Origin of the sequence: Halosimplex carlsbadense 2-9-1 (genome assembly GCF_000337455.1) — an archaeon.
GTDB lineage: Archaea > Halobacteriota > Halobacteria > Halobacteriales > Haloarculaceae > Halosimplex > Halosimplex carlsbadense.
Map to the genome: position 1 here is coordinate 20,570 of NZ_AOIU01000018.1, position 23,233 is coordinate 43,802.

General features: G+C 68.0%; 26 protein-coding genes. 12 read left to right on the forward strand and 14 right to left on the reverse strand.

Going from position 1 to position 23,233, the window contains the following annotated elements; translation table 11 throughout:
- Positions 1–7: 7 nt before the first annotated feature.
- Positions 8–754 (reverse strand): protein-L-isoaspartate O-methyltransferase family protein, encoded by a 747-nt coding sequence (locus tag C475_RS07645; RefSeq protein WP_006883236.1) that lies wholly within the window; start codon positions 752–754, stop codon positions 8–10.
- Between the two features lie 158 nt (positions 755–912).
- Positions 913–1,566, reverse strand: a complete 654-nt coding sequence (locus C475_RS07650; RefSeq protein ID WP_006883237.1) for an HVO_0476 family zinc finger protein — start codon at positions 1,564–1,566, stop codon at positions 913–915.
- 164 nt (positions 1,567–1,730) lie between these two features.
- Between C475_RS07650 and C475_RS07655 the strand changes: the two genes are divergently transcribed.
- A complete protein-coding gene (locus C475_RS07655) occupies positions 1,731–2,732 on the forward strand; it encodes a CPBP family intramembrane glutamic endopeptidase (protein ID WP_006883238.1) in 1,002 nt (333 codons plus the stop codon).
- 52 nt (positions 2,733–2,784) lie between these two features.
- On the opposite strand, the gene C475_RS07660 is transcribed toward C475_RS07655, so the two are convergent.
- The 4 genes from C475_RS07660 to C475_RS07675 form a co-directional block, all read right to left on the reverse strand.
- Positions 2,785–3,750 (reverse strand): aminopeptidase, encoded by a 966-nt coding sequence (locus C475_RS07660; RefSeq protein WP_006883239.1) that lies wholly within the window; start codon positions 3,748–3,750, stop codon positions 2,785–2,787.
- A gap of 243 nt (positions 3,751–3,993) precedes the next feature.
- Positions 3,994–4,380, reverse strand: a complete 387-nt coding sequence (locus tag C475_RS07665; protein WP_006883240.1) for a methylglyoxal synthase — start codon at positions 4,378–4,380, stop codon at positions 3,994–3,996.
- 95 nt (positions 4,381–4,475) lie between these two features.
- Positions 4,476–4,760, reverse strand: coding sequence for a HalOD1 output domain-containing protein (locus C475_RS07670; RefSeq protein WP_006883241.1), 285 nt, complete (start codon positions 4,758–4,760; stop codon positions 4,476–4,478).
- Between the two features lie 507 nt (positions 4,761–5,267).
- The gene (locus C475_RS07675; RefSeq protein ID WP_006883242.1) at positions 5,268–5,744 is read right to left on the reverse strand and encodes a deoxyuridine 5'-triphosphate nucleotidohydrolase; all 477 of its coding nucleotides are present in this window, start codon (positions 5,742–5,744) and stop codon (positions 5,268–5,270) included.
- Between the two features lie 250 nt (positions 5,745–5,994).
- Between C475_RS07675 and C475_RS07680 the strand changes: the two genes are divergently transcribed.
- The 4 genes from C475_RS07680 to rimI all read left to right on the forward strand — a co-directional run bounded on the left by C475_RS07680 (position 5,995) and on the right by rimI (position 9,468).
- Positions 5,995–7,971, forward strand: a complete 1,977-nt coding sequence (locus tag C475_RS07680; RefSeq protein ID WP_006883243.1) for an aconitate hydratase — start codon at positions 5,995–5,997, stop codon at positions 7,969–7,971.
- Positions 7,972–8,067: 96 nt separating this feature from the next.
- Positions 8,068–8,349, forward strand: a complete 282-nt coding sequence (locus C475_RS07685) for a DUF433 domain-containing protein (RefSeq protein ID WP_006883244.1) — start codon at positions 8,068–8,070, stop codon at positions 8,347–8,349.
- On the forward strand, positions 8,349–8,690 hold the full coding sequence (locus C475_RS07690; RefSeq protein ID WP_006883245.1) for a DUF5615 family PIN-like protein: 342 nt from the start codon (positions 8,349–8,351) through the stop codon (positions 8,688–8,690). The genes C475_RS07685 and C475_RS07690 overlap by 1 nt, the downstream gene beginning before the upstream one ends.
- Positions 8,691–8,949: 259 nt before the next feature.
- Entirely contained in the window at positions 8,950–9,468 is a 519-nt protein-coding gene (rimI, locus tag C475_RS07695; RefSeq protein WP_006883246.1) for a ribosomal protein S18-alanine N-acetyltransferase, read from the forward strand.
- 21 nt (positions 9,469–9,489) lie between these two features.
- Here rimI and C475_RS07700 read toward each other — a convergent pair whose 3' ends face one another.
- The 3 genes from C475_RS07700 to ileS form a co-directional block, all read right to left on the reverse strand.
- A complete protein-coding gene (locus C475_RS07700; RefSeq protein WP_049930278.1) occupies positions 9,490–9,771 on the reverse strand; it encodes a hypothetical protein in 282 nt (93 codons plus the stop codon).
- A gap of 156 nt (positions 9,772–9,927) precedes the next feature.
- Positions 9,928–10,344 carry a hypothetical protein gene (locus C475_RS07705; protein WP_006883248.1) on the reverse strand — a complete coding sequence of 139 codons (417 nt, stop codon included), beginning with the start codon at positions 10,342–10,344 and terminating at the stop codon, positions 9,928–9,930.
- A gap of 90 nt (positions 10,345–10,434) precedes the next feature.
- Entirely contained in the window at positions 10,435–13,764 is a 3,330-nt protein-coding gene (gene ileS, locus C475_RS07710; RefSeq protein WP_006883249.1) for an isoleucine--tRNA ligase, read from the reverse strand.
- Between the two features lie 116 nt (positions 13,765–13,880).
- Here ileS and C475_RS07715 point away from each other — a divergent pair, with 116 nt between their 5' ends.
- From C475_RS07715 to C475_RS23040, 3 genes are all read left to right on the forward strand, one after another.
- Positions 13,881–15,164, forward strand: coding sequence for a TIGR00341 family protein (locus C475_RS07715; protein WP_006883250.1), 1,284 nt, complete (start codon positions 13,881–13,883; stop codon positions 15,162–15,164).
- A gap of 141 nt (positions 15,165–15,305) precedes the next feature.
- On the forward strand, positions 15,306–16,061 hold the full coding sequence (locus C475_RS07720; RefSeq protein ID WP_006883251.1) for an SIMPL domain-containing protein: 756 nt from the start codon (positions 15,306–15,308) through the stop codon (positions 16,059–16,061).
- A 432-nt stretch (positions 16,062–16,493) separates the two neighbouring features.
- Positions 16,494–16,919 (forward strand): hypothetical protein, encoded by a 426-nt coding sequence (locus tag C475_RS23040; RefSeq protein WP_152436350.1) that lies wholly within the window; start codon positions 16,494–16,496, stop codon positions 16,917–16,919.
- Positions 16,920–17,085: 166 nt separating this feature from the next.
- Here C475_RS23040 and C475_RS07725 read toward each other — a convergent pair whose 3' ends face one another.
- Positions 17,086–18,093 carry an NOG1 family protein gene (locus C475_RS07725; RefSeq protein ID WP_006883252.1) on the reverse strand — a complete coding sequence of 336 codons (1,008 nt, stop codon included), beginning with the start codon at positions 18,091–18,093 and terminating at the stop codon, positions 17,086–17,088.
- A gap of 168 nt (positions 18,094–18,261) precedes the next feature.
- Here C475_RS07725 and C475_RS07730 point away from each other — a divergent pair, with 168 nt between their 5' ends.
- Together C475_RS07730 and C475_RS07735 are read left to right on the forward strand one after the other, a co-directional pair.
- Positions 18,262–18,627 carry a DUF5518 domain-containing protein gene (locus C475_RS07730; RefSeq protein WP_006883253.1) on the forward strand — a complete coding sequence of 122 codons (366 nt, stop codon included), beginning with the start codon at positions 18,262–18,264 and terminating at the stop codon, positions 18,625–18,627.
- Between the two features lie 50 nt (positions 18,628–18,677).
- Positions 18,678–18,992 carry an ASCH domain-containing protein gene (locus tag C475_RS07735; RefSeq protein WP_006883254.1) on the forward strand — a complete coding sequence of 105 codons (315 nt, stop codon included), beginning with the start codon at positions 18,678–18,680 and terminating at the stop codon, positions 18,990–18,992.
- 275 nt (positions 18,993–19,267) lie between these two features.
- Here the strand turns inward: C475_RS07735 and hisE are convergent, their stop codons facing one another.
- The 3 genes from hisE to pdxT form a co-directional block, all read right to left on the reverse strand.
- The gene (gene hisE, locus C475_RS07740; RefSeq protein WP_006883255.1) at positions 19,268–19,555 is read right to left on the reverse strand and encodes a phosphoribosyl-ATP diphosphatase; all 288 of its coding nucleotides are present in this window, start codon (positions 19,553–19,555) and stop codon (positions 19,268–19,270) included.
- 97 nt (positions 19,556–19,652) lie between these two features.
- The gene (locus C475_RS07745; RefSeq protein ID WP_006883256.1) at positions 19,653–19,976 is read right to left on the reverse strand and encodes an SHOCT domain-containing protein; all 324 of its coding nucleotides are present in this window, start codon (positions 19,974–19,976) and stop codon (positions 19,653–19,655) included.
- A gap of 190 nt (positions 19,977–20,166) precedes the next feature.
- Complete coding sequence (gene pdxT, locus C475_RS07750; protein WP_006883257.1) at positions 20,167–20,757, reverse strand: pyridoxal 5'-phosphate synthase glutaminase subunit PdxT; 591 nt, start codon at positions 20,755–20,757, stop codon at positions 20,167–20,169.
- Positions 20,758–21,118: 361 nt separating this feature from the next.
- On the opposite strand from pdxT, the gene C475_RS07755 reads away from it, so the two are divergent.
- Positions 21,119–22,132, forward strand: a complete 1,014-nt coding sequence (locus C475_RS07755) for a PrsW family intramembrane metalloprotease (RefSeq protein WP_006883258.1) — start codon at positions 21,119–21,121, stop codon at positions 22,130–22,132.
- A 29-nt stretch (positions 22,133–22,161) separates the two neighbouring features.
- Here C475_RS07755 and C475_RS07760 read toward each other — a convergent pair whose 3' ends face one another.
- Complete coding sequence (locus C475_RS07760) at positions 22,162–22,818, reverse strand: riboflavin synthase (protein ID WP_006883259.1); 657 nt, start codon at positions 22,816–22,818, stop codon at positions 22,162–22,164.
- Between the two features lie 126 nt (positions 22,819–22,944).
- Between C475_RS07760 and C475_RS07765 the strand changes: the two genes are divergently transcribed.
- Positions 22,945–23,193: a DUF7533 family protein gene (locus tag C475_RS07765; RefSeq protein ID WP_006883260.1), complete on the forward strand. Its 249-nt coding sequence runs from the start codon at positions 22,945–22,947 to the stop codon at positions 23,191–23,193.
- The last annotated feature ends 40 nt before the right edge of the window (positions 23,194–23,233 follow it).

Genomic DNA, 23,233 nt, shown 5'->3' on the forward strand with positions numbered 1-23,233 from the left:
CGACTGCTCAGCGCCGGACGGCGTCGTCCCAGTCGATCCACTCCTGCTCCCAGCCGGTGCGACCCTCGGCGTTGCGGCGGGCGAACTCGCGGTCCTCGCGGCGGGTGCGGTTGCGCTCGACCGTGTCGGCCTGTTCGCCCTCGACCAGCATGGGCTGGAAGGCGACGCTGCCGAGTCGCTCGGCGACCTCGCCGTCCTCGACGACCGCGATGTGTTGCTCACCGGCGCCGTGGGGCATGACCAGTCGACCGCCCTCGGCGAGTTGGTCGACCAGCGCCGCAGGCGGGCTGACGGCCGCCGCCTCTAACAGGATGCGGTCGAACGGGGCGTACTCGGGGAGTCCGTCGGCGCCGTCGCGGCGGTCGACGAGTACGCCGCCGTAGCCCGCTTCGGCGAGGTTCCCTCTCGCCTCGATGACCAGCCGGCGCGTGATGTCGATCGCGTGGACGTGTTCGTCGTCAGCGAGCTCGGCCACGACGGCGGCGGTGTAGCCGACGCCGGCGCCGACGACGAGGGTAGAGTCACCCTCGCGCACGTCGAGCGCTTCGAGGAGTCTGGCGACGGTGCTCGGCGCGAGGACGCGGGTCCCCAGCCGCTCGAACGGTCGGTCGGCGTAGGCGCCCCGGTCCTCCGCGACGAACGCCTCGCGGGGCACCTCTCGCATCGCGACGGAGAGGGCCTCGCTCCGGAGACAGCCCTTGCTCTCGTGTTCCAGGCTGTCGACCATGTCGTCGCGCAACACCGCTGGGTCCATGCCGATCGGTCGGGTCTCGACAGTTATGAATCACGCGGACCGATTCGCCTCGTCCGGACGCTCGCACCCGGTGACGGCCTCGCGGACGGCTCGTCGTCGACGCGGCCGGCCGCGTCGAGGCGCTCGGTCAGCCGCTCGCGGCCGGTCGCGAAGTCACGCTACCACGCCGACCAGGCCGACGAGGACTCGTCGCGAGCGTACAGCCGTTTGATGTCCTTCGCGAAGGCGCCGTCGCCGTCGAAGTCGAGCTTGTCGTAGTCGTAACCGACGGCGTCGTCGCGGATGTGGATCCCCTCGATCGTGAACTCCTCGCCGCCGAGCTCGTCGGTCTCGCCGACGACAAACTCGTAGTCGCCGGGCACCTGGACGGTCATCGATTCCGTCTCGTCGTGGGTGCCGTCCTTGGGGTGCAGCGTCAGAGCGACGCTGACGTTACCGACCGCACGCGTCCAGATGGTCTCCACGTCCTCGGCGGTCGTCTCCTCGACGCGGCGCTCGCCGTCGAGTTCGAGGCTGGTGATCCGGGCGGTCACGATCGCCTCCTCGGTGTCGAGGAGGAACTCCTCGCCGACGGCGAGCTGTTCGCCCTCGGGCACGTCGGCGGTGGCGGTGAACGATTCGCCGTCCTGGGAGACCACCACGTCGCGCTCGTACTCGGTGGTCGATTCCAGTTGCTGTTTGTGGGTGTGGCCACACTCTGTACAGCGGATCGTGGCGTGGCCGCCGCCGGTCGTGAGCACCTCGTGCACGGTCTCCAGCGAGGGCGAACACGACGGGCAGGCGACGGCGACCCGCTCTGCGGACTCGGTCATACCCCGTCGTTGCCCCCCAGCGCGTAAAAGTCCGCTGAGTCGGCTCGCGAGCGCGCTCCCGGGGCCGGTCGCCTCGTCCGAGCCCGACGAAGGGGACGGATTCGACCTCGGTGAACTCGGTACGGAGCGAATATTCACGATGGTCCGCGTCGAACGAACGCGACATGGGAACAGAGTCGGGGGACTCGAGCGGCGAGTGGGGGACCGAACCCGGTGCGGGCGGACGGCTCCAGCGACGCCGCCTCGGCGTCTTCCTCGGCGTCACGTTCGCGGTGTCGTGGGCGACGGCGGGCGTCATCTACGCGCTGGGGGGTATCGGCGCCGGACCGACGCTGGCGCTGGGGATCCCGCTGTGGCTGGTCCTGCTGGCCGGTCCGTACATGTGGGGCCCCGCTGTCGGCCACGTCGCGACTCGGTGGCTCACCGACGAGGGGTTCGACCGCGGCGAGATGCTCCTGCGCGTTCGGACGCGCCCGCTCCCCTGGGTTCTTGGCTGGACCGGGCCGCTAGTGTTGATCCTCGCCGGTGCGGCCCTGTACTTCCTCGTCTTCCCGGGTCGGTTCGGCGGGATGGCGGCGGTCGCGGACCTGCTCGCGACGGTCGAGGCCCAGACCGGTCAGGAGATCCCCCTCTCGCCGTCGGCGTTCCTCGCGGTGCAGCTCGTCCAGGCGCTCGTGGCCGCACCGCTGTTGAACAGCGCCGCCACCTTCGGCGAGGAGTTCGGCTGGCGCGCCTACCTGTTACCGAAGCTCGAACCGCTGGGCTGGCGGCGGGCGCTGGTCGTCCACGGCGTCGTCTGGGGCGTCTGGCACTGGCCGGTCATCGCGATGGGGCACAACTACGGCCTGGACTACACCGGCGCGCCGTGGCTCGGGCTGCTCGCCATGACGGTCGCGACGGTTGGATTGGGGGTGTTCCTCGGGTGGATCACGCTCCGGAGCGCGAGCGTCTTCCCCGCGGTCGTCGGCCACGCGATGATAAACGGGAGCGCCGGGCTCGCGACGCTGTTCGCCACCGCGGTCCCCAACCTCGTAGTCGGCCCGACGCCCGTGGGCCTGATCGGTATCCTCCCGTGGTTCGCGGTCGCCGCCGTCCTGTTCGTCCGGACGGACTGGCTCTATCCCGGCGAGACGGGACGGGCGGAAACCGGGGCTGAGAGCGCCTGAGTGGCGTTACTCTGACGACGGCAGTTCGATCGCCTCACCGCCTCACGGGTCGCTACGTTCCTCCTTCGACGGACGGGAGGTCGACGACCTCCCCGTCGGCGTACACCGTCGGTCCGGTGAGTATCCCGTCTAAGTGGATCGGTGCGGTGGTGTCGCCGCCGATGCCGTGGTCGTCGCCGATGGCGATGTGGACGGTGCCGGCGGCCTTCTCGTCCAGCAGGACCGACCCGACGAGGTCCTCGACGGCGAGGTTCGAGCCGATACCCAGCTCCGCGAGGTTGTAGGCGTCGTCGCCCACCTCCTCGGCCGCGGCCTCCACGTCCGCGCGGACGGCGTCGTCAGAGATGTCGGTGACGTAGCCGTCTTCGACCTCGAATTCGAGCGTCTGGCCGTCGTCGAGCTTCCCGTGGGGCATCATCGTCCCGTCGACGACGAAGCGGCCGTTCGCGTCCGTGGGGCTGACGAATATCTCTCCGGCCGGGAGGTTCGACATCTGTCCGGGCTCGTGGACGATGCCGGTGTCGAGTTCCCACTCGCGGTCGCCGAGCTCGAAGGTGATGTCCGTGCCGAGTTCGGTCGTCACGCGAACTTGCTCGCAGCCGGCGACCTGGTCGAGCAGGCGCTCGGACTCGGCTGCGATCGACTCGTAGTCGGCGTCCAGCCCCATCAGGAAGACGCCGTCGGTGATCCCTGGGAGCGTCGCGACTCGGGCGCCGGCGTCGTTAGCGTCGGTCCGGGCCTGGGTGTGGCTCAGGCTCTTCGTGGTCGGTGCGAGTACCACGTCGGCGCCGGCCATCGCGGCCGCGACGGGTTCCGGCGGTTCCGCGCCGTGTTGGTCGCCTGGCGGGTAGCGGACGATCGCGGCGTCGTCGGTGATCTCACTCGCGACGCCGTACAGCGCCTCGCCGATCGCCTGGCGCTTCTCGTCGGTGATCACCGCACAGGACTCCTCGCTCCCGAGATCCATACACTGTCTGACCGCGGTCTCGGCCGGCGCTCGCAGGGACGAATCGTTCATGTTCGCCCCGAAGCGCGGCCGGCTGTTAGGTCTTGTCCTCGCGGGAACCGCCGACGGCGCGGCCGATCCGCGTCCGCGACCGATAGGTACAACGGCTGTTTGAGTCTCGCGAAGGGGTTTATATAGGGGGTGCGTAGCAGGGAGTGCCTTCCGAACCCACCCCTGCCCGCTGTCGGCCCTCCACTCGCTTCCGTCCCCGTCTTCGCCCGCGGCCGGCCTCTCCGGCCGCGATCTCGTTCTCTCTCAGTCCATCGTCTCCGTGTCGGCCGCGAGCCCGTTGAGGACGTACTCGGCGGTCGTCCGCGTCGTCGCCAGCGGCGTGTCGTGTACGTCGCAGATCCGCAACAGGGCGCTGATGTCCGGCTCGTGGGGCTGGGCGGTCAGCGGATCCCGGAGGAAGATGATCCCGTCGAGCCGGTCCTCGGCGACCTCGGCGGCGATCTGGGCGTCGCCGCCGATCGGTCCCGACTCCTTGCGTTCGACCGTCAGGCCGGTCGCCTCGGCGACCCGCTTGCCGGTGGTACCGGTCCCGATGAGGTCGAACGTCGAGAGCAGCGACTCGTAGGTCTCCGCGAGGTCGATCATCTCGGGCTTCTCGTCGTCGTGGGCGATCAGCGCCAGGCGCGTCATACCGACGGGTTCACGCCCCGGCGGGTTAGGCCTGTCCCGCCGCTGTTCGCACTGTCGGACGGGGCCGCGCAGTGGGTCGGCTCGCCTCCCGCCGCTCACTCGGCGTCGACAGTGACGTGGCCCCCGCCGTCGATGGTGACGTCGTGGCTCTCGACCGCGAACGTCAGCGAGTCGTCCTCGCCGTCGCCGTCGAGCAGGGCCGCGATCTCGGCGAGGTCGACGTACGACTCGGCGTCGTCTATCTCGTCCGGATCGGTGTCTGTCGCGTCCGCGACGGCCGCGCGCACGGCCTCGTCGACTGGTCGTGGACTGACCCACCCGTCGCTCTCGTCCTCGCCCTCCCCTGGGGCGAGTACGTACAGGTCCTCGCTGGCTGGCATACCCCGTACGACACCGGAGCGGTATATAGTACTACGACTGCGGTTTCACGCTCTGAAAGAACTGCCCCGTCCCGTCTACCGACTCGGAGCGACGACCCGGACGTCGAGGGAGGCGTTTTTCACGGCCCGGTCGGCGGACTCACCACTGTCCGGATCGGGACCGTACGAACTCGTCGGGGACGAACGGGTCACGGGCGGACGAACGACTTTCGAGAGAAATCGGGGAACGCCCCGATACACCGGTGTTGGAGGCGTCGTCCGGAAGTTGAATGTCAGAGGCACGGTCCGGTTGGCTCCCCCCAACACCGTTTGTACCATTCTCCACAGCTTCGATTAACTTTTCGGCCTGGTTGAACAAGGGCCTTTAAACCAGGGGCGGATACAGTCGGCGTGCCTGCGACCCCGGAAAGTGCCGGACTGCGAGCGAGTCCGCGACCGGACCCGGTCCGAACCGTGCCGCCGGGGCCGACCGGGGGTACAGCGGTCGCGAGGCGAAAGCCCACACGTTCACTCGATGCCTTCGCGCTGATAGGTGCCGTCGTAGCTATCGGCGTGGTTCGCCTCCGCGAGGACTAGCTGGGCGATCCGGGCGCCGGCTTCGAGTTCGACGGGGTGGTACACCTCCAGCAACCCCTCCCCACGGCCCTCGTAGCCGGCGTCCCAGACCGCGGTGTCGAGCATACAGGAGTTGCGCAGCAGCGACGACCGCGGGTAGAGGAAGCCGACGTGACCCTCCGGAATTCGGACGGTGTCGGCGTAGCCGACGACGTAGCCGCCGGCGTCCAGTCGGTAGACCTCGGTCCCGTCCTCCTCGTCGGGGTCGAGTTCGCGGCGGTCGCCGACGGTCTTGCCGTCGGTGCCGATCCGCCCGGGTTCGACCTGTTCGTAGACGCCGCCGAGGCGGAGGTCGACGCCGTTGGGCTGTACCTGCTCGTCGTCCACGTCGCCGAGGGCGTCGGCGACGAACCGCCCGCTCCTGAACATACCGGCCGTGGACACCTCGCGCGCATAGCCGTTTCGCTCCCGCCGTCGCCGCCCGCCCAGCCTCCGAGAGACGGACCCCGCGACTGCCGGGCCAGCGGTCCGTTCACCCAAGCCGAACGGCCGACGGCGACGTTAGTCGTGACAGTGAACGACGATGGTCGAAAACGCAAGACGGCGAAGGGGTGTCAACTGGCAACACTCGAAGCGACTCGCGGGTTTTATATCCGCTCGTGTGCCATTGTGGGACGTTATGGGACAGACACTCACCGAAAAGATCCTCGACGACCACCTCGTCGAGGGCGAACTTGAGCCCGGCGAGGAGATCGGGATCGAGATCGATCAGGTTCTCACACAGGACACCACGGGAACGCTCGTCTGGCTGCAGTTCGACGCGCTCGATCTGGACAACGTCCAGACCGAAGTCGCCGCGCAGTACTGCGACCACCAGACCTACCAGTTCGACTTCAAGAACACGGACGACCACCGCTTCCTGCGTTCGGCGGCGGGCAAGTTCGGCGCGCACTTCTCGCGCCCGGGCAACGGTATCTGCCACAACGTCCACAAGGAGAACTTCGCCGCGCCGGGCAAGACGATGCTCGGTTCGGACTCCCACACGCCGACGCCCGGCGGAATGGGCGAACTCGCCATCGGCGCCGGCGGCCTCGACGTCGCCGTCGCGATGGGCGGGGGCGCCTACTACATCGACATGCCCGAGGTCGTCAACGTTCGCCTGGAGGGTGAGCTCCCCGAGTGGGCCACCGCCAAGGACGTCATCCTCGAGCTGCTGCGACGCCTCTCCGTGAAGGGCGGCGTCGGCAAGATCTTCGAGTACACCGGCCCCGGCGTCGAGAGCCTCTCGGTGCCCGAGCGGACGACCATCACCAACATGGGCACCGAACTGGGCGCCACCTCCTCGATCTTCCCGACCGACGAGAAGACCGAGGAGTACCTCGACGCGGTCGGCCGCCCCGAGGACTACGAGGCGGTCGCGCCCGACGAGGACGCCGAGTACCACGACGAGATCGTGGTCGATCTGTCGGACCTCGAACCGCTCATCGCCGAGCCGTCGATGCCCGACAAGGTCGTCCCCGTCCGCGAGGTCGAGGGGACCGACGTCGACCAGGTGATGATCGGCTCCTGTACGAACGGCGCCTACGAGGACATCCTCCCGGCCGCGAAGATGCTGGAGGACCGGGAGATCAACAAGACGACCGAGATGATCGTCGCGCCCGGCTCCAAGCAGGCTTCGGAGATGCTGGCCCGCGAGGGCTGGACCGCGGAGATGATGGCCGCCGGCGTCAACTTCTCCGAGGCGACCTGCGGCGCGTGTATCGGCAACGGCCACGTGCCCGCTTCGGACTCGGTCTCGCTGCGCACCTTCAACCGCAACTTCGAGGGTCGCTCCGGTATCGAGGACGACTCCGTCTTCCTCTGTTCGCCGGAGGTCGCCACCGCCGCGGCGCTCAAAGGCGAGATCGTCGACCCGCGCGACCTGGCCGACGAGATGGGCGACCTGGAGGACCCCGGCTTCGAACTCGGCGACAACTACGTCGGCGTCAGCAGCTCCGACCTCATCACGCCCGACGAGGCCGTCGACGACGAGCTCATCAAGGGCCCGAACATCGGCGACGTGCCGCTGAAGGACCCGCTCCCGGCCGATCTCTCGGGCGACGTGCTGCTGAAGATGCCCGACAACATCACGACCGACCACATCAGCCCGGCCAACGCGGACGTGCTGATGTACCGGTCGAACATCCCGAAGCTCTCGGAGTTCACGCTCACCCGCGTGGACGAGACGTTCCCCGAGCGCGCGCTCGAGAACGACGGCGGGCTCCTGCTCGCCGGTGAGAACTACGGCCAGGGCTCCTCGCGCGAGCACGCGGCCCTGTGCCCGATGTACCTCGGCATCGACGCCGTCCTCGCCCAGAGCTTCGCCCGCATCCACAAGGCGAACCTCTTCAACTTCGGCATCGTCCCGCTGACGATCGACGAGGACACCTACGAGGAGATCGACCAGGGCGACTCCGTCGAGATCGTCGACGACGTCGCCGAAGCCGTCCGCTCCGGTCAGGAAGACATCACCATCCGGATCGACGACGACTGGGAGGCGACTGCCAACCTCGACGCCTCCGAGCGCGAGCGCGAGATCCTCGCCGACGGCGGCAAGCTCACCCACGTCAAACAGCAGTACGAGTCCGACGACGGCGCCGCGACCGCCGACGACTGATCGGCTCGACACACCTCGAATTTTTTCGCGTGCTATCCGATCAGCGGCTGTGCTACCGAGCCGGAGGTTCAAGTACGGTGGCGAGCAAGTGAGCGTATGAGCCAGGTCGCGAGGCGTATCGTCCGCGAACTCCACGACGAGCCCCATCTCGAAGGGCGACGGACGACCGTCCGGTTCATCAAGACGCAGGTCGAGGACCGCGGGCTCGACCCGCGGACGGTCGCGGACCGCCACGACCTCGACGTGGCGGACGTGTACAGGGCGCTCACGTATTATCACGACAACCGGGAGGAGATGCGAACGGTAGAGCGCGAGCGTGAGGCGGCCGTCGAGGACCACCGGAACCTGACGACGGACCCGGACGACGTTCGCGACTGATGGCGTATCGCCTGCTCGCCGACGAGAACGTCGAGAAGGCCGCGATCCGCTACCTCCGGAAGCTCGGCCACGACGTCGAGTGGGTCGGCGACGTACCGGAGCTGGGGCTGGGAGCAGCGGACGGCGATATCGCGGCCTACGCGGACGAGACGGATCGTCTCGTGCTGACTCAGGACGACGATTTCTTCACCACGATCGATCTCGACCGGGTTCCGGGCGTCCTCTTCCAGCGCGATCAGACGCTTTCGAGCAGCGAAGTCGGCGACGCCGTCCACGAGATGGCCAAGTATCTCGACCGATCGGACGTGACGCTGGAGTACGTGAGTCGGAACTGGCTCTGACGGTTCGGGCGTTCGGTCGGATACGGAAACGGAAAGAGAGTGGGTGGGGTGGGGAGGGTGGGGTGGCACCCGTTTCGGGTGCGTTCCGTGCTGGGTGTGTAGCCAATAAGAATTTTCCGGTCGCACCAGGGTCACGTGGTTTTTCGTGATCGATCGGTCGAGTCCCGGGTGGCTGCGTTCGCCCCGCAGTGCGACGTACCGACCGGGGGTTCGCCCGCCGGCAGTAGACATTTGTAGGCCCACCACCTATCCGGCGACAGTGACGACCGTCCCAGCGGACGAGGGATCGGGCTCGGACGTACACGTTCGGGAAGCCGAACGGGCCGACCTGCTCGCCGTCTTCCACATCGAACAGGAGGCGTTCCCACAGCCGTGGCCGTTCTCGGCGTTCGAGCGCTTCCTCGACGAGCCGGGCTTCCTGGTCGCGCAGGTTCGCGACGACGCCGACTCCCGCGAGACGGCGACGGTCGGCGACGACGGCCGCGTCGTCGGCTACGTCGTCGCCGACGTGGTCCCCAACCACGGCGAGTCGCTCGGACATATCAAGGACATCGCCGTCGCCGAGGCGTGTCGCAGCCAGGGGGTCGGCCGCCGGCTGCTCCAGCAGGCGCTGACCGTCCTCGCGACCGAGAACGTCGGCTCGGTGAAACTCGAAGTGCGGGAGTCCAACGAGACGGCCAAGCGGCTGTACCGCGGGTTCGGCTTCGAACACCACGGGACGCTGCCGCGGTACTACTCCAACGGCGAGGACGCCCTCGTCATGGTCCGGGAGTTCTGAGCGGCGGCGGCCGCCGGGCGGCTACTGCTCGTCGTCCCTGAGCGCTTCCGCGATCGCCTGCAGATCCGCTTTCCTGAAGCTGTCGCCGCCGGCTTCGCTCTCGCCGTCGAGCCCGTCGACGGCTTCGCGGATCGCCGCCCGCATCGCCGGCTTCGACGGGCGACCGTCGGTGTCCACGTCGGCGTCGACGGCGTCGCAGACGGCCGAGAGGGCTTCTTTGGTGAACGAACTCGACACCTCGCGCTCGAAGCGGCCGACCGAGACGCGGATCTCGTTGCGCAGCGCGTGGACCGTCGGTGACATGGTACGTCGGTCGTCGGGGTTCGCCCTGTACGTTGCGGTCGACGAGTCGGAACCGATGACGACGGACACGAGCGACCCGACAGCGAGTCGTTAGCGCCCTCGACCGCTCTCGTGACTGAGACCGTGAACGCGTGAAAGCGCTCGCCCACCGGCCGCTCAGTTCGGCCAGCCGGCGTCGAGGCCGAGCCGGGCGCGGACCGCTCGCGGTGCGACGGCGGCGATCGCGACCCCGACCAGAGCCAGCACCAGTCCGAGACCGAGAAAGAGGAGGCGCCAGTCGGGTTCGTCGACGGCCGCGGCAGTGGGCAGAAACGTCCCGCTCACGAGACAGGCGATACACCCGGTGCGCGCGATCGCCTCGTCCACGTCGCCGCGACCGGTCAGTCGCTGGCGGACCACGAGTCCGCTCGCGGCCACTGCGACGGCGTTCGTGGCACCGAGGCCGACGTACGCGGCGCGCCCGAGTCCCGTCGGGTCGACCGCGACGAGCGCCCAGCCCGCGAGCCCGACGAGCAGCGCCGCACAGGCCGTCGTCACGGCGGCTCCCCAGAACTGGATGCGGTCCGCGTTCATACGGGCGGCTTCGGCCGTCCGCCCAATCAAAGTGATGGTTCGATCACAGGAACGGGGGAGAAGGACGGTGAAACGGCGCGGGTAGTCCGCTCAGTCTGACGCTTCCGCAGCGGCGACAGGAGTGATCGCGATCTCGACTTCGATCCCCTCGACCTCCCAGGTCTTGCGGTGGCCGCCGGCGACCTCGCCGACCTCGGTCGCGCGCACCTCGTCGGCGATGAGATCGGCGTGTTCGGCGACGAGGTCGGCGACGCGGTCGTCGCGAACCTCGTACTCCAGCCGAATACTGGCCTCCATGTCCAGATCGAGTTCCTTGCGCATCTCCTGGACGCGGCGGACGACCTCGCGGGCGTACCCCTCGCTCTCGATACCCTCGGTGAGCGTCGTATCGACGTAGACGACGCCCTCGCTGTCGAGGGCGGCGAACTCGGCGCCGGCGACGCCGTCGGGCGTGTGGCGGACGAACTCCACCATCTCTTCGTCCAGATCCACGGACTCGTCGAGTGCGGCGGCGACGGCCGATTCGAGCGCCTCGACGGTCGGCTCGGCGACGCGGGCGTCGTTGAGCGCGCCCATGACGCGGCCGGCGTCGTCGCCGAACTCGGGGCCGAGGAGGCTCATGTCGGCCTCGGCGGAGTAGGTGAGTTCGCCCCACTCGCCGTCGGGACCCACCACTTCGATCCCGCGGGCGTTGAGCCGGTCGGCCAGGATGTCGGCGCGGAGTTCGACGGTGCCGGCCACGTCGGTGGCGTCGGCCTCGTCGCCCGCGTCGTCCACGTCGACGACGACACGTTTGACCGGCCAGCGCAGTTTCCGCTCGGCCTGCTGGCGGGCGTTCGAGCCCGCTTCCTCGACGGCGCGGACGACCTCGATGTCGCCCTCCAGCCCCACGTCGCGCCAGCGGTCTTCGGGCTCTGGCCAGTCGCACATGTGGACCGTCGGATGACCGGCGTCGCCGGTCAGCGAGCCGTACACTTCCTCGGCGACGAAGGGCGTGAACGGCGCGAACAGCGCGGCGACCTCTTCGAGGACGGTGTAGAGGGTGGCGTAGGCCGCCCGCTTGCTCGGCGAGTCCGCCTCGTCCCACATGCGCTCGCGGACGACCTGGATGTAAAAGCGGGACACGTCCTCGACGACGAAGTCGATCAGCGCGTTGACGGCGCGGTCGTTCTCGAAGTCCTCCATCGCGTCGGTCATCTCGGCCTCGACGGTCTGGAGCCGCGAGAGGACCCACTCGTCGACGAGTTCGAGGTCGTCCTCGACGTCCGCGAGGGCGACCGCGTCGGGGTCGAAGTCGTCGGCGCGCATGTACGGCAGCGGGAACCGGGCGACGTTCCAGAGGATGTTGAGCCGCCGTTGCATCTCCTGCGTCTCGTCCCAGGAGAAGTTCATGTCCTCGCCCTGGGCGGTCACGGAGAGGAGGAACAGCCGCATCGGGTCGACGCCGTACTCCTCGATGACCTCGTGGGGGTCGACGAGGATACCCTTCGATTTGGACATGCCGCGGCCGTCCGGCATGTTGGCGTAGCCGTGCATCAGGACCTGTTTGTACGGAATCTCGCCGGTCGCCGCGGTCGACATGCCCAGCTGGGACCAGAACCACCCGCGGGTCTGGTCGTGGGCCTCCATGATGAGGTCGGCGGGCCACAGCTCGTCGAAGCGGCTGTCGTCCTCGGGGTAGTTCAGCGTCCCCCACGTCGCGACCGAGGAGTCGAGCCACACGTCGAACACGTCGGGGACGCGCTCGTAGGTGACGCCGTCCTCGGTGATGGTGAGGTCGTCGACGGTGTCCTTGTGCAGGTCCACGTCATCGGGGTCGATCGCCTGGTCGACGCGGTCGGCCAGTTCCTCGCGGTCGCCGACGACGACGGCGTCGCTCATTTCGCCGCTCCACTCTTCCGGGATCCAGATCGGGATCGGGATGCCCCAGTAGCGCTGGCGGGAGACGTTCCAGTCCGGTGCGTCCTCGACGAAGTCGCGGAAGCGGTTGTCGCGCGCCCACTGGGGGTGCCACTCCGAGTCCTCGATGTTTTCGAGGAGTTCCTCTTTGATGTCGGTGACCGTGATGAACCACTGGTCGGTGACGATCTGGATGATCCCCGTGTCACAGCGCCAGCAGTGGCCGTAGCTGTGGGTGGTCGTCTCCTCGGCAAGCAGCGCACCGTTCGCGTCGAGGTCGTCGATGATCGCCCGGTCCGCGTCCTTGACGAACTCGCCGGCGTAGGCGCCGGCGGACTCGCCGTAGACGCCGTCGGCGCCGACGGGACAGAAGATGTCCAGCCCGAGTTCCGTGCCTCGGTCGAAGTCCTCTTCACCGTGGCCCGGTGCGGAGTGGACGAGACCGGTGCCGTCGCCCTCGGTGTCGACGTAGTCGCCGGTGTACACCTCCAGGGCGCCCTCGCTGTCGGGCGCCTCGGGGACCTCCTCCCGGAGCGGATGTTCGTAGCTCCACCCCACGAGATCCTCGCCGGTCAGCTCCTCGACGACCTCGTAGTCGTCGTAGCGACCGGTCGAGAGGACGGATTCGACTTTGGGTTTCGCGACGTAGAGCCGTTCGGTCTCCCCGTCGCGCTCGGCGTCGACGCCGACGTACTCGCCCTCGCCGTCGACCGCGACGAACGTGTTGGCGGGGATCGTCCACGGCGTCGTCGTCCAGATGACGAGGCTCCCCTCGCGGCCGCCGCTCGCGGGTCCTCCGTCCCCGCTCGCGCGTTCCGAGGCCTCCCCGTGGTCGGCCTCGCGCAGGTCGAACTTCACGTAGACCGACGGATCCTCGACGTCCTCGTACTCGACCTCGTTGTTGGCGATGGCGGTCTCACAGCGGGGACACTGGGAGATGGAACGCTGGCCCTGCTCGACGAGGCCGCGCTGATGGGCCTGCTCGAAGCCCCACCACGCCGCCTCCATGTACTCTGGCTCGACCGTCTTGTAGGGGTCGTCCCAGTCCATCCAGACGCCAAAGGACTGGAAGTCGCTCTGGAGCCCTTCCAGTTGCTCGTCGGCGTAGGCCTTGCACTCCTCGATGAAGGCGTCCTCGCCGAACGCCTCGATGTCTTTCTTGTTCTCGAAGTCCAGCCGTTCCTCGACGCGGGTCTCGATGGGCAGGCCGTGCATGTCGTAGCCCGGCCGGTCGGTCACGTCGTACCCCTGCATGCGGAGATAGCGGAGGTAACAGTCCTTCAGCGTCTTGTTCCAGGTAGTGCCCATGTGGGCCGACCCCGAGGTGTAGGGCGGGCCGTCGACGAAGAAGTAGTCCTCGCCGTCGGCGCGGTGCTCCACGGTCCGCTCGTAGGCGTCGACGGCGTCCCAGTAGTCGAACACCCGCTCTTCCACCGCGTCGGGGTCGTACTGGTCGGGCACGTCCCCGAACCGTTCCCGGTCCGAGTTCGTGCCGTCTCCGTCGGCGTCGTCCGTGCTCATACTGTGACGGACCCGCCCGACGCTCTTGGAAACTTCGATTACGCGACCGAGGACACCGTAGGATCGTCGGACGTCGATCCCGAGCGTATTTCACCGTCCTGGTCCATTCCCGGGACGTGCGTCTCGTCCAGATCACGATCCCGACGGGCAAGCGCGAGACCGTCACGCGGGCGCTCGACGACGAGGAGGTCGACTACATCGTCACGGACGAGACCAGCGGTCGGGAGTACGCCGCCGTCGCGTACGTCCCGCTACCCACCAACGCCGTCGAGCCGGTACTGGATACGCTCCGGGCCGCCGGTATCGACGAGAGCACGTACACGGTCGTCCTCGACGCGGAGACGGTCGTCTCCGACGACTTCGAGGCGCTGAAGGAGCGCTACGCCGAGGAGGAAAACGGCGACCGCATCGCCCGCGAGGAACTCGTCGCCGCCGCCGAGGACCTAGTGCTGTCGACGCCGATCTACCTGATGATGACGGTCGTCAGCGCCGTCATCGCGACGGCGGGACTGCTGCTCGACTCCCCCGCGGTCATCGTCGGGTCGATGGTGATCGCCCCGCTGATCGGCCCGGCGATGGCCGCCAGCGTCGGGACGGTGGTCGTCGACGACGACCTCTTCGCCACGGGGGTGAAACTGCAGGTCGTCGGCGTCCTCGTCTCGGTCGCCAGCGCCGCCGTCTTCGCCTGGATCGTCAAGACCGTCCACCTCATCCCACCGTTTACCGACGTGACGACGATCCCGCAGGTCCGCAGCCGGCTCTACCCCGACTTCCTCTCGCTAGTCGTCGCCCTCGGTGCGGGGATCGCGGGGTCGCTCTCGCTGACGGCGGGCGTCTCATCGGCGCTGGTCGGCGTGATGATCGCCGTCGCGCTGATCCCGCCGGCGGCGACGGTCGGCATCGGCATCGCGTGGATGAAGCCCGTCGTCTCGCTGGGGTCGGGCGTCCTCGTGCTGGTGAACCTCCTCTCGATCAACCTCGCCGCGCTGGTCGTGTTGCGCTACAGCGGCTACCGCCCGACCAACTGGTTCCAGCTGGAGGAGGCCCGCGGCGCGACGCTCCGCCGCGTCGGTATCCTCGCCGTCGCCATCGTAGCGCTATCGCTGTTCCTCGGCGGCGTCACCTACGACTCCTTTCAGGGCGCCACGACCGAGGAACGGATTCAGGAGGCGACCAACGCCGCGCTCAACGAGTCCGAGGTCTCCGCCGAGGTGCTCTCGATGGAGGTCAACCGCAGCGGCGGCCCGCTCTTTCGCCACCCCGTCGGGATCACCGCGACCGTCGGCGTCGAAGGCCCCGACTACCCACCGCTGGCCGAACGGATCGACCGGCACGTCGAACGGGCCATCGGCCGGGAGGTCGAGACGCAAGTCCGGTACGTCGTCACCGACTCCGCCTGACAGGCCGCTGTCACCGTCCGGCCGGTCGCTCTGACTCGTGAGCCACCGTCTGACGCGTGTCATTCGGTCGATTTCGATCCCTCAAAGGCGCGTTTGAGTTAACGTCGTCGCTATTTGATAGGGGGGCCATTGGACGAGTGCATGAACTCACGACTCACACTCGCCGGCGTGGCCGTCGTCGCGGCGCTGTTGGCGACGGCGGGCGTCGGCGCCGCGTTCGCGGCCGGCGGCTCGCCGGTCGCGGCTCAGCAGTCCGCGCAGGCGAACGGGAACGACACGATCACCGTCGGGGCCTCCGGGCAGGTCCAGGCCGAGGCCGACCGCGCGGTGGTCCGCGTCGGCGTCGTCGCGACGGGCGACGACATCGAGACCGTCCGGTCTGACCTGTCGACCAACGCCAGCTCGATGCGCTCGGCGCTTTCGGAGATCGGTATCGACGACGGTCAGATCCGGACGGCTCACTACGACATCTCGACGAACCGCCGCTACGGCGGCGCCGAGAGCGAGGAGCCGACCTACCGCGCGGTCCACGCCTTCGCCATCACCGTCGACGAGCCCGACACCGTCGGCCAGGTCGTCGACACCGCCGTGACCAACGGCGCCAACGAGGTCGACGGCATCGAGTTCACTCTCTCGGCCGACAGGCGCGAGGACCTGCGCCAGGAGGCCCTGGCCGAGGCGATGGAGTCCGCCCGCGGTGAGGCCAGCACCATCGCCGCCGCCGAGGACCTCTCGATCAGCGGCGTCGACCGCGTCTCGACCACCGAGTACGGCGCGCGACCCTACGCCGTCGAGACGGCCGCGATGGCCGCCGGTGGCGACGCGAGCACCTCGATCAACAGCGGTCCGGTCAGCGTCAGCGCCTCCGTCACCGTCGTCTACGAGAGCGACGGCTGACGCGACCGCCCCTCACCGATCCCCTCTGACACCCACCGCCCGACGCCCCTCCTCGGTCCCACGGCGTCGGGCACTCTCCCCACCCGCTGACGCTTCCGTTCTCCACCGTCGGGCACCGCGCCCGACGAGCCCGCGAGTCCGACCGGACTCGCGGACGCCACCGGTCCTCCCGGTGGCGTTCGTTCACCCCGAAGAAGTTGTATGGTCCACATACCCGTTCTTCGCTCCCTCGATTCGCTCAGTACAGACAAGATACATACCATTCTCTGAACACAGTCCCACTATGTATCGACGCCAGTTAGTCGCCAGCTTCGGGGCGTTGTTTCTCGGGACGCTCTCCGGGTGTAGTACTTTTCAGTCTGATGGCCCGACCAGCCATTTCGTTTTAACGCAAGTGTTGTCAATACAACTCCGACCGCTGACCGACCACCTGTGATACAGATCAAGGTGACAAACACCGGCAATAATCCGCATATCCTCACGATCACGAATGATTCATTTCCATTTGCAACGGCACAAGCGACAACATCTGGAAGTACTCTTGTTCTTAATGAAGAACTCCCCGGTACACGAGAAAATGGATGTTGGAACGGAACTCCCCAAGTATTACCAAGGATTGATGGCCAACAGTTCTCGCCCGGTGAATCCTTGACGGCCAAGTACGCGGTGTTGAACGCAGAGGACAACGAGGAGTGTTGGCCAGCAAAGACGTTCGATTTTATTGAATCCTACTATCTTGACCCAAAAGACCCAAACAGTACCGAGCAAGGAACACAATTTGAATGGGGTTTTGCAGTAGCCGTAAATGAAGACGGCTCCATTACAACTCAGGAGCGGGAGATAACAACCGAAAAATAAGCATACGCACTGAACAGGGCGTTCATCCGCGACAGTCCTGAAAACAGCTACTTGGCGAACTGTTCTATGGCACCTTCTCACGCCGATACCCGTGGTTGGCGGTCTGCGAACGCCGAGACCAGCGACGCGGTCCCGGTGTCGGGACCCGCCGTGAGTAGCTCCGCCGTCAGGACCCGTCGTAGGGCAGTTCCGGCTCGTGGTCGACCGCCTCGACCGCGGCGTCGAGGACGCCGTCGACGTTCTCGTCCTCGGTGACGCTCATGTAGAGGTCGGCCTCCACGTCCCGCGAGCGGTCGGCCTTGTTGCAGACGGTGAGGACGGGCACGTCGAAGCGCGCTTCGAGGTCGTCGCGAAGCGCCAACTGCGTGTCCAGGGGGTAGCCACACTCCCCGCTGGCGTCGACGAGTACCAGGACCCCGTCGGCGAGGTGTTCGAGCGCGCTCGCGGCCTGCGATTCCACGTCGTTGCGCTCCTCGGGCGCCCGGTCGAGCAGTCCCGGCGTGTCGACGATCTGGTAGCGGATGTGGCCGTCGTCGAAGTGGCCCACTCGGATCTCCGTCGTGGTGAACGGGTACGACGCGGTCTCGTTGCGGGCGTTCGTGACGGCGTTGACGAAGGTGGACTTGCCGACGTTGGGGTAGCCGGCGACGACGATGGTCGGCACGTCCGGGCGGATGTCGGGCAGGGTCTTCAGGTCGTCTCGGGCGGCGCCGACGGCGGCGAGGTCGTCCTCTACCTCCTCGACCACGTCGGCGATGCGAGCGAACGCCTGCTTGCGGATCTTCGTCGCGGTGTCGATGTCGCTGTTGGCGAGGCGTTCGGCGTACTCGCGGCGGATGTCGGCGGTCTTGCGGCTCGCCCAGCCGACCTCCGAGAGGTGCTGGCGGACGGCGTCGATGCCGCCGATGTCGGGGGCGTCGTCGCCGGTGGTGTTGGAGGCGATGACGGCGTCGGCGAGTTCGCGGTAGAACGGGTCGAGGTCGTCGAAGTCGGGCCAGCCGGTGACGACGTTCTCCAGGTTGTCGGACGCGATATTGGAAGCGGTCTGGAGCATCGACTGCTGGGCGTCGAGGCCGTCCTTGGCCCGCCCCGCGCGTGCGGCCCGCGAGAACGCCTTGTCCACCAGCTCCTCGGCGGTCGGCGTCGTCTGCAGGTCCTCGAACGGTTGGCTCATTGACCCCCGATACACGGCCGGCGCGTAAAAGGCCGTTTACTCGCCGACGCCCGTGTGAGTCCGCCACAGCCCGCGAGCGCGGCCGACGGCGCTCGCCGCTCGCCACTTGCCGCTCCGACCTGCGGACCCCAGCGGATCGCATATCAACGCCGGACCCCTATGTCATCCATGACCGACTGGAGCGCAGTCGTCTGGGGATTCGTCGCCGGTATCGTCGCGGGACTCGTAGCCTTTCTCGTCCCGGTGATCGGCCACATCGGCGCCGGGCTGATCGCCGGGTTCGTCGCCGGCTACCTCGCCGGTGGCGGCCTCGGCAGCGGCCTCTGGCACGGCCTGCTCGCCGGCGCCCTGGGCGGACTGGTGCTCGTCCTCGTCACCGCCCCCATCGCCGGCCTGCTCGGCGGCGTCCTCGGCGGCCCAATCGGCGGCCTGTTCGGCGGGCTCAGCGTGGTCGTCGCGGGTCTCGTCATCGCGTTCGTCTTCGCCCTCGACAGCGCCGTCGGCGGCGCGATCGGCGCGGTCCTCGCCGACTGAGACCGAGTCCCGGAAGTCACGTTTTTGCCGCTGCCGACCCGAGGGCCGACATGGCCGAGATCGACGCCGGCGAGGTCCTGCCGAACGAGCACGTCCAGAGCATGGCCGCCGCCGGCCGCGTCACCCAGATGCACCGCGGGCACAAGTACGCCGACGAGGGCGACACCTTCGAGATCGACGGAACCACTTTCGAGGTGACCGACGTGACTCACCGCACGCTGGGCGATCTGACCGACGAGGACGCCCAGCGCGAGGGATCGGAGGATATCGAGGCGTATCGGGAGCGGCTGAACAGGGTACACGACGAGTTCGAGTGGGACGACGACAGCGAGGTCGTCCGCCACCGGTTCGAGTCGCGGGAGTAAGAGTTAGCGTCGGACCCCTCCCGAGAAGCGGGTACGGAACCGTCGTGAGGACCGCGACGACCGTGGGATCTGCCACCGCGAACCGCGTGAAAGCCCTCGCCCGTTTCTCCCGAGTGGCCAGCCTGTGCGGGCGGGAGTGCAGACGGTCGGGGCTTTCACGCTGTTCGCGGTCCCGATCGAGCCTGCGGTCGCAGTGGAGACAGTAGATGCGGTCGCGGTGGGTGGCGGTCCACTGTGCGGGCGACTGCTCGGTGAACGACGCCGTTCACTCGATCCTACCGCCGCTCGGACAACTCCTCGCGCAGGTCTTCGAGATCCATGTCCTTCATGGCGAGCAGGACGAGCAGGTGGTAGACGATGTCGGCCGATTCGTGAGCGATCTCCTCGCGGTCGTCGTCCTTGGCGGCCAGCAGCAACTCCGTGGTCTCCTCGCCGAGCTTCTCCAGCACGGCGTTCTCGCCTTTCTCGTGGGTGAACAGCGAGGCGGTGTAGGAGTCGTCGGGCAGTTCGGCCTTCCGGTCCTCGATGACGGCGAACACCTCGTCGAGCACGTCGTCGGTCATTACCCGGGCTGTCGATGCGCTCCGGTAAGTCCCCTCGGGTTCGCGCTCGGAGCCGCGACGATGGTCCCGCTCGCTGGCGACCGCTCCGGCAGCTCGCTCACCGCCGGTCGCGCTCGGCGAGCCGGATCCGGCGTTCTTCGAAGGCTTCGTCGTCGATCTCGCCGCGGGCGTAGCGCCGTTCGAGGGTCGTCATCGGGTCGACGCCCTCGGTCGCGTCGGCCGGTGCCGTCCCGACCGCCCCGTCGACTCGCGTCGCGAGCAGGTACAGGGCGACGGCGAACAGCGCGACCGAGAGGGCGACCCACAGCAGCCCCCAGGGGAGCCCGAATCCCATCCAGCCGCCCCCGCCCGCGGCGCCCATCGACCCCCCGCCCGATCCGTGGTGTGGTCCGTGCTGGAGCAGGTGTGTCGTATCGATCATGGTTCGACCCCTCGTGTGAACCAAGCCGCTCCAGCGATAAACCGCCGGCTGGGATTGTCACGACCTGAGAACGGCTCCGCGCTCGCGGCTCACTTCGTTCGCCGCTCGCTCGCCCGAGGTCGCTCCCTGCGTCTGCTCACGGGCGACTTCGCCGCCCGTTCGCATGGTATGAGGGACCGTCGGTCCCTCACTAGTCGACCTCGCCCTCGAAAAACGCCAGGTCGTGAATCCGCGCGTCGTCGGTCAGTTCGGGGTGGAACGAGGTCGCGACGACGGGGCCGTCCCGGACCGCGACGGCGCGGCCGTCCCACTCGGCCAGCACCTCCACGTCCCCCACCGAATCGATGACGGGCGCGCGGATGAACACCGCCGGGAACGGCTCGTCGAGGCCGGTCACGTCCAGTGGCGCTTCGAAGCTGTCGGCCTGGCGGCCGAAGGCGTTGCGCTCGACGGTCACGTCGACCAGTCCCAGCGAGTCGACGCGGTCGTCGTTGGGGTCCGCGGCGGCGACGATGAGGCCGGCACAGGTCGCCAGCACGGGCTTGCCGTCGGCGACGTGGGCCTCGATCTCGGGGGCGATGCCCTCGCGGTGGAGGTGTCGGGAGATGGCCGTCGACTCGCCGCCCGGGAGGAGGAGGATGTCACAGTCGGGGACGACGCCGGACTGGCGGATCTCGACGACGTCGGCCTCGACGCCGTGGCTGGCGGCGGCTCGTCGGATGGCGTCGGCGTGTTCGCTCACGTCGCCCTGAACGGCAACGACGCCCGCCCTGGTGGTCATACTACCCCTATCGAACGTGCGGCGAAAAAGCTCTCGCTCTCCGCAGGCGTTGCCTGGCGGCGATTCGGCCGGGACGAGCGCGCCCGGTTCAGTCGTCGGCCGACTCCTCGGCTGTCGGTTCCTCGTCGGCGTCTTCGCCCGGCGGCGCGGAGTAGAGCATCCCGCGGCTGGTGCTGACTCGTGTCATTGCCGCTCACTCCCGGATTCGAAGCAATAACCCTACCCCTCAATGACGTATGATGTATTAAACCAAATCTAGGTAATATAAGGGCGGTTGCCGACGGAGAGGGGATCCGGACGCGAGCGGGCGGTGGTCGGCGGGTGCCAAACTGTTAGGGGCGACGGGGCCGACAGTCGACCCATGTCAGAGAGCCGGGACCCGGTCGAGGCGCGCTCCGACGGCGAGCGCGACCTCTACGAGGTGGCGACGTGGGAGCCGCGGTCGGTGCTGGACAAACTGTCGGTGTTCGCGTACACGACCGGGGTGTCGGCACTGCGGCTGTTCGTCGTGGTGCTGGCGCTGGTCATCCTCGGGGCGCAGGTGATCCTCGGCGGGCTCGGAACGGTCACGAACCCGTTCGTCGGCACCTTCACCGTGCTGTCGGCGGTGCCGGCGCTGGGGCTGGCGGCGTACGTCTGGTACGCCGACGTGACGAGTTCCGAGCCGCTGGAGTTGCTCGTCGGCACGTTCCTGCTGGGCGTGCTGTTCGCCGGGTTCGCCGGTGTCGTGAACACCCTCGTCAGCGTCTCGCTGGAGAGTCTGGGACTGCTGTTCTGGGGGACCCAGATCCTCTATTTCTTCCTGATCGTCGGGCCGGTCGAGGAGACGGTGAAGCTGCTGGCGGTCAGGCTGTACGCCTACCGGACGTCGGAGTTCGACGCGGTCGTCGACGGCGCGGTCTACGGCGCGATGGCCGGGCTGGGCTTCGCGACCATCGAGAACGCCATCTACATCGTCGGCCAGACGGAGGGCATCGCGGACACGTTCAACCTCGTCGTCACCGGCAGCGGTATCACGGCCGTCCGCGCGCTGGCGGGGCCGGGTCACGTCATCTACTCCGCGTTCGCCGGCTACTACCTCGGCCTGGCGAAGTTCAACCGCGACCGCGCGGGCCCCATCGTCGTCAAGGGACTGCTGATCGCCACGCTCGTCCACGCGACGTACAACACGCTGTCGAGCTTCCTTCCGGGCGTCATCGCCGGCGTCACGGGGATCCCGTGGTTCGTCGCCTTCTTCGGGTTCATCATCGTCTACGACGGGATCTTCGGCCTCCTGCTGATCCGGAAGATCTCCCGGTATCGGCAGGCCTACCACGAAGCCACCGACGAGGCGCCCGACGGCGAACGCGCCGACATGACCGAGTTCGACGGCTGAGCGGTCGCCGTCCCCGCTCCGCACCGGGACTACCGATACTCGCCGAGCGCTTCTCGCACCGCGGCCACGTCCGCGCCGGCCTCGGCGTCGCGGTCGGCCATCCCGAGCATCCGCTCGACGTACTTGGCGAACACGTCCACCTCGACGTGGACGGGATCGCCCGGTTCCTTCGCCGAGAGCGTCGTCTCGTGGTAGGTCGTCGGGATGATCGCCACCGAGAACGTCCCGCCGGCGTCGTCGAGGGCGGCGACGGTCAGGCTGATCCCGTCGAGGGCGACCGACCCCTTCTCGACGACGTACTGTTCGAGTCCGGGCGGGAGATCGAAGGTGTACGCCCAGTCCTCGCCCACTCGTTCGATGTCGACGATCTCCGTCGTGCCGTCGACGTGACCCTGGACGACGTGGCCGTCGAAGCGCTCGTCGGCCGCCAGCGCTCGCTCCAGGTTGACCGCTTGCCCCTCGGTCGCCGAGTCGAAAGTCGTCCGCTCCAGGGTCTCGGCGGCCAGGAAGACCGAGAACCACTCGCCGTCGGCGTGGTCCTCGACAGTGAGGCAGGCGCCGTCGACGCTGATGCTCTGGCCGCCCGTCAGGTCCTCGAAGCCCGTCGCGATCCGGAGCCGACGACCGGCGTCGCTGTCCTCGATATCGACGATCTCGCCCGTCTCCTCGACGATCCCGGTGAACATACCCGACGCTTAGGCCGATCGTCGCAAAAGGGTTATCGTTCCCGGATGTGAAATGGGACCGTCACCGGATCTGCGTCGGGCGCACGGAGCGCGGGGCTTTTGCCGGTCGGGGCGGTACCGGGGTGCATGGCGCGGAGTATTCTCGGGATGGTCGGGCTGGGGACGACGCTGGTGTTCGCGATCCCGGTCGCGTTGCTGGGGCTGGAGTTCCTGCTGGCGCGGGGTCAGCCGACCGTCGGCGCCGGCCTGCTGGTCGCGGCGGGGCTGATGATCGCCATCGAGGAGCACGTCACGACGCCTGACGACCTGGCCGGCAAGGCGCTCGACAAGACGGTCGGCACGGTCGTGAAGTCGCCCGACGACGAGGAGGAGTGACCCGTTGGAGATCCAAGAGTTAAAATCGTGAGGGGGCGAC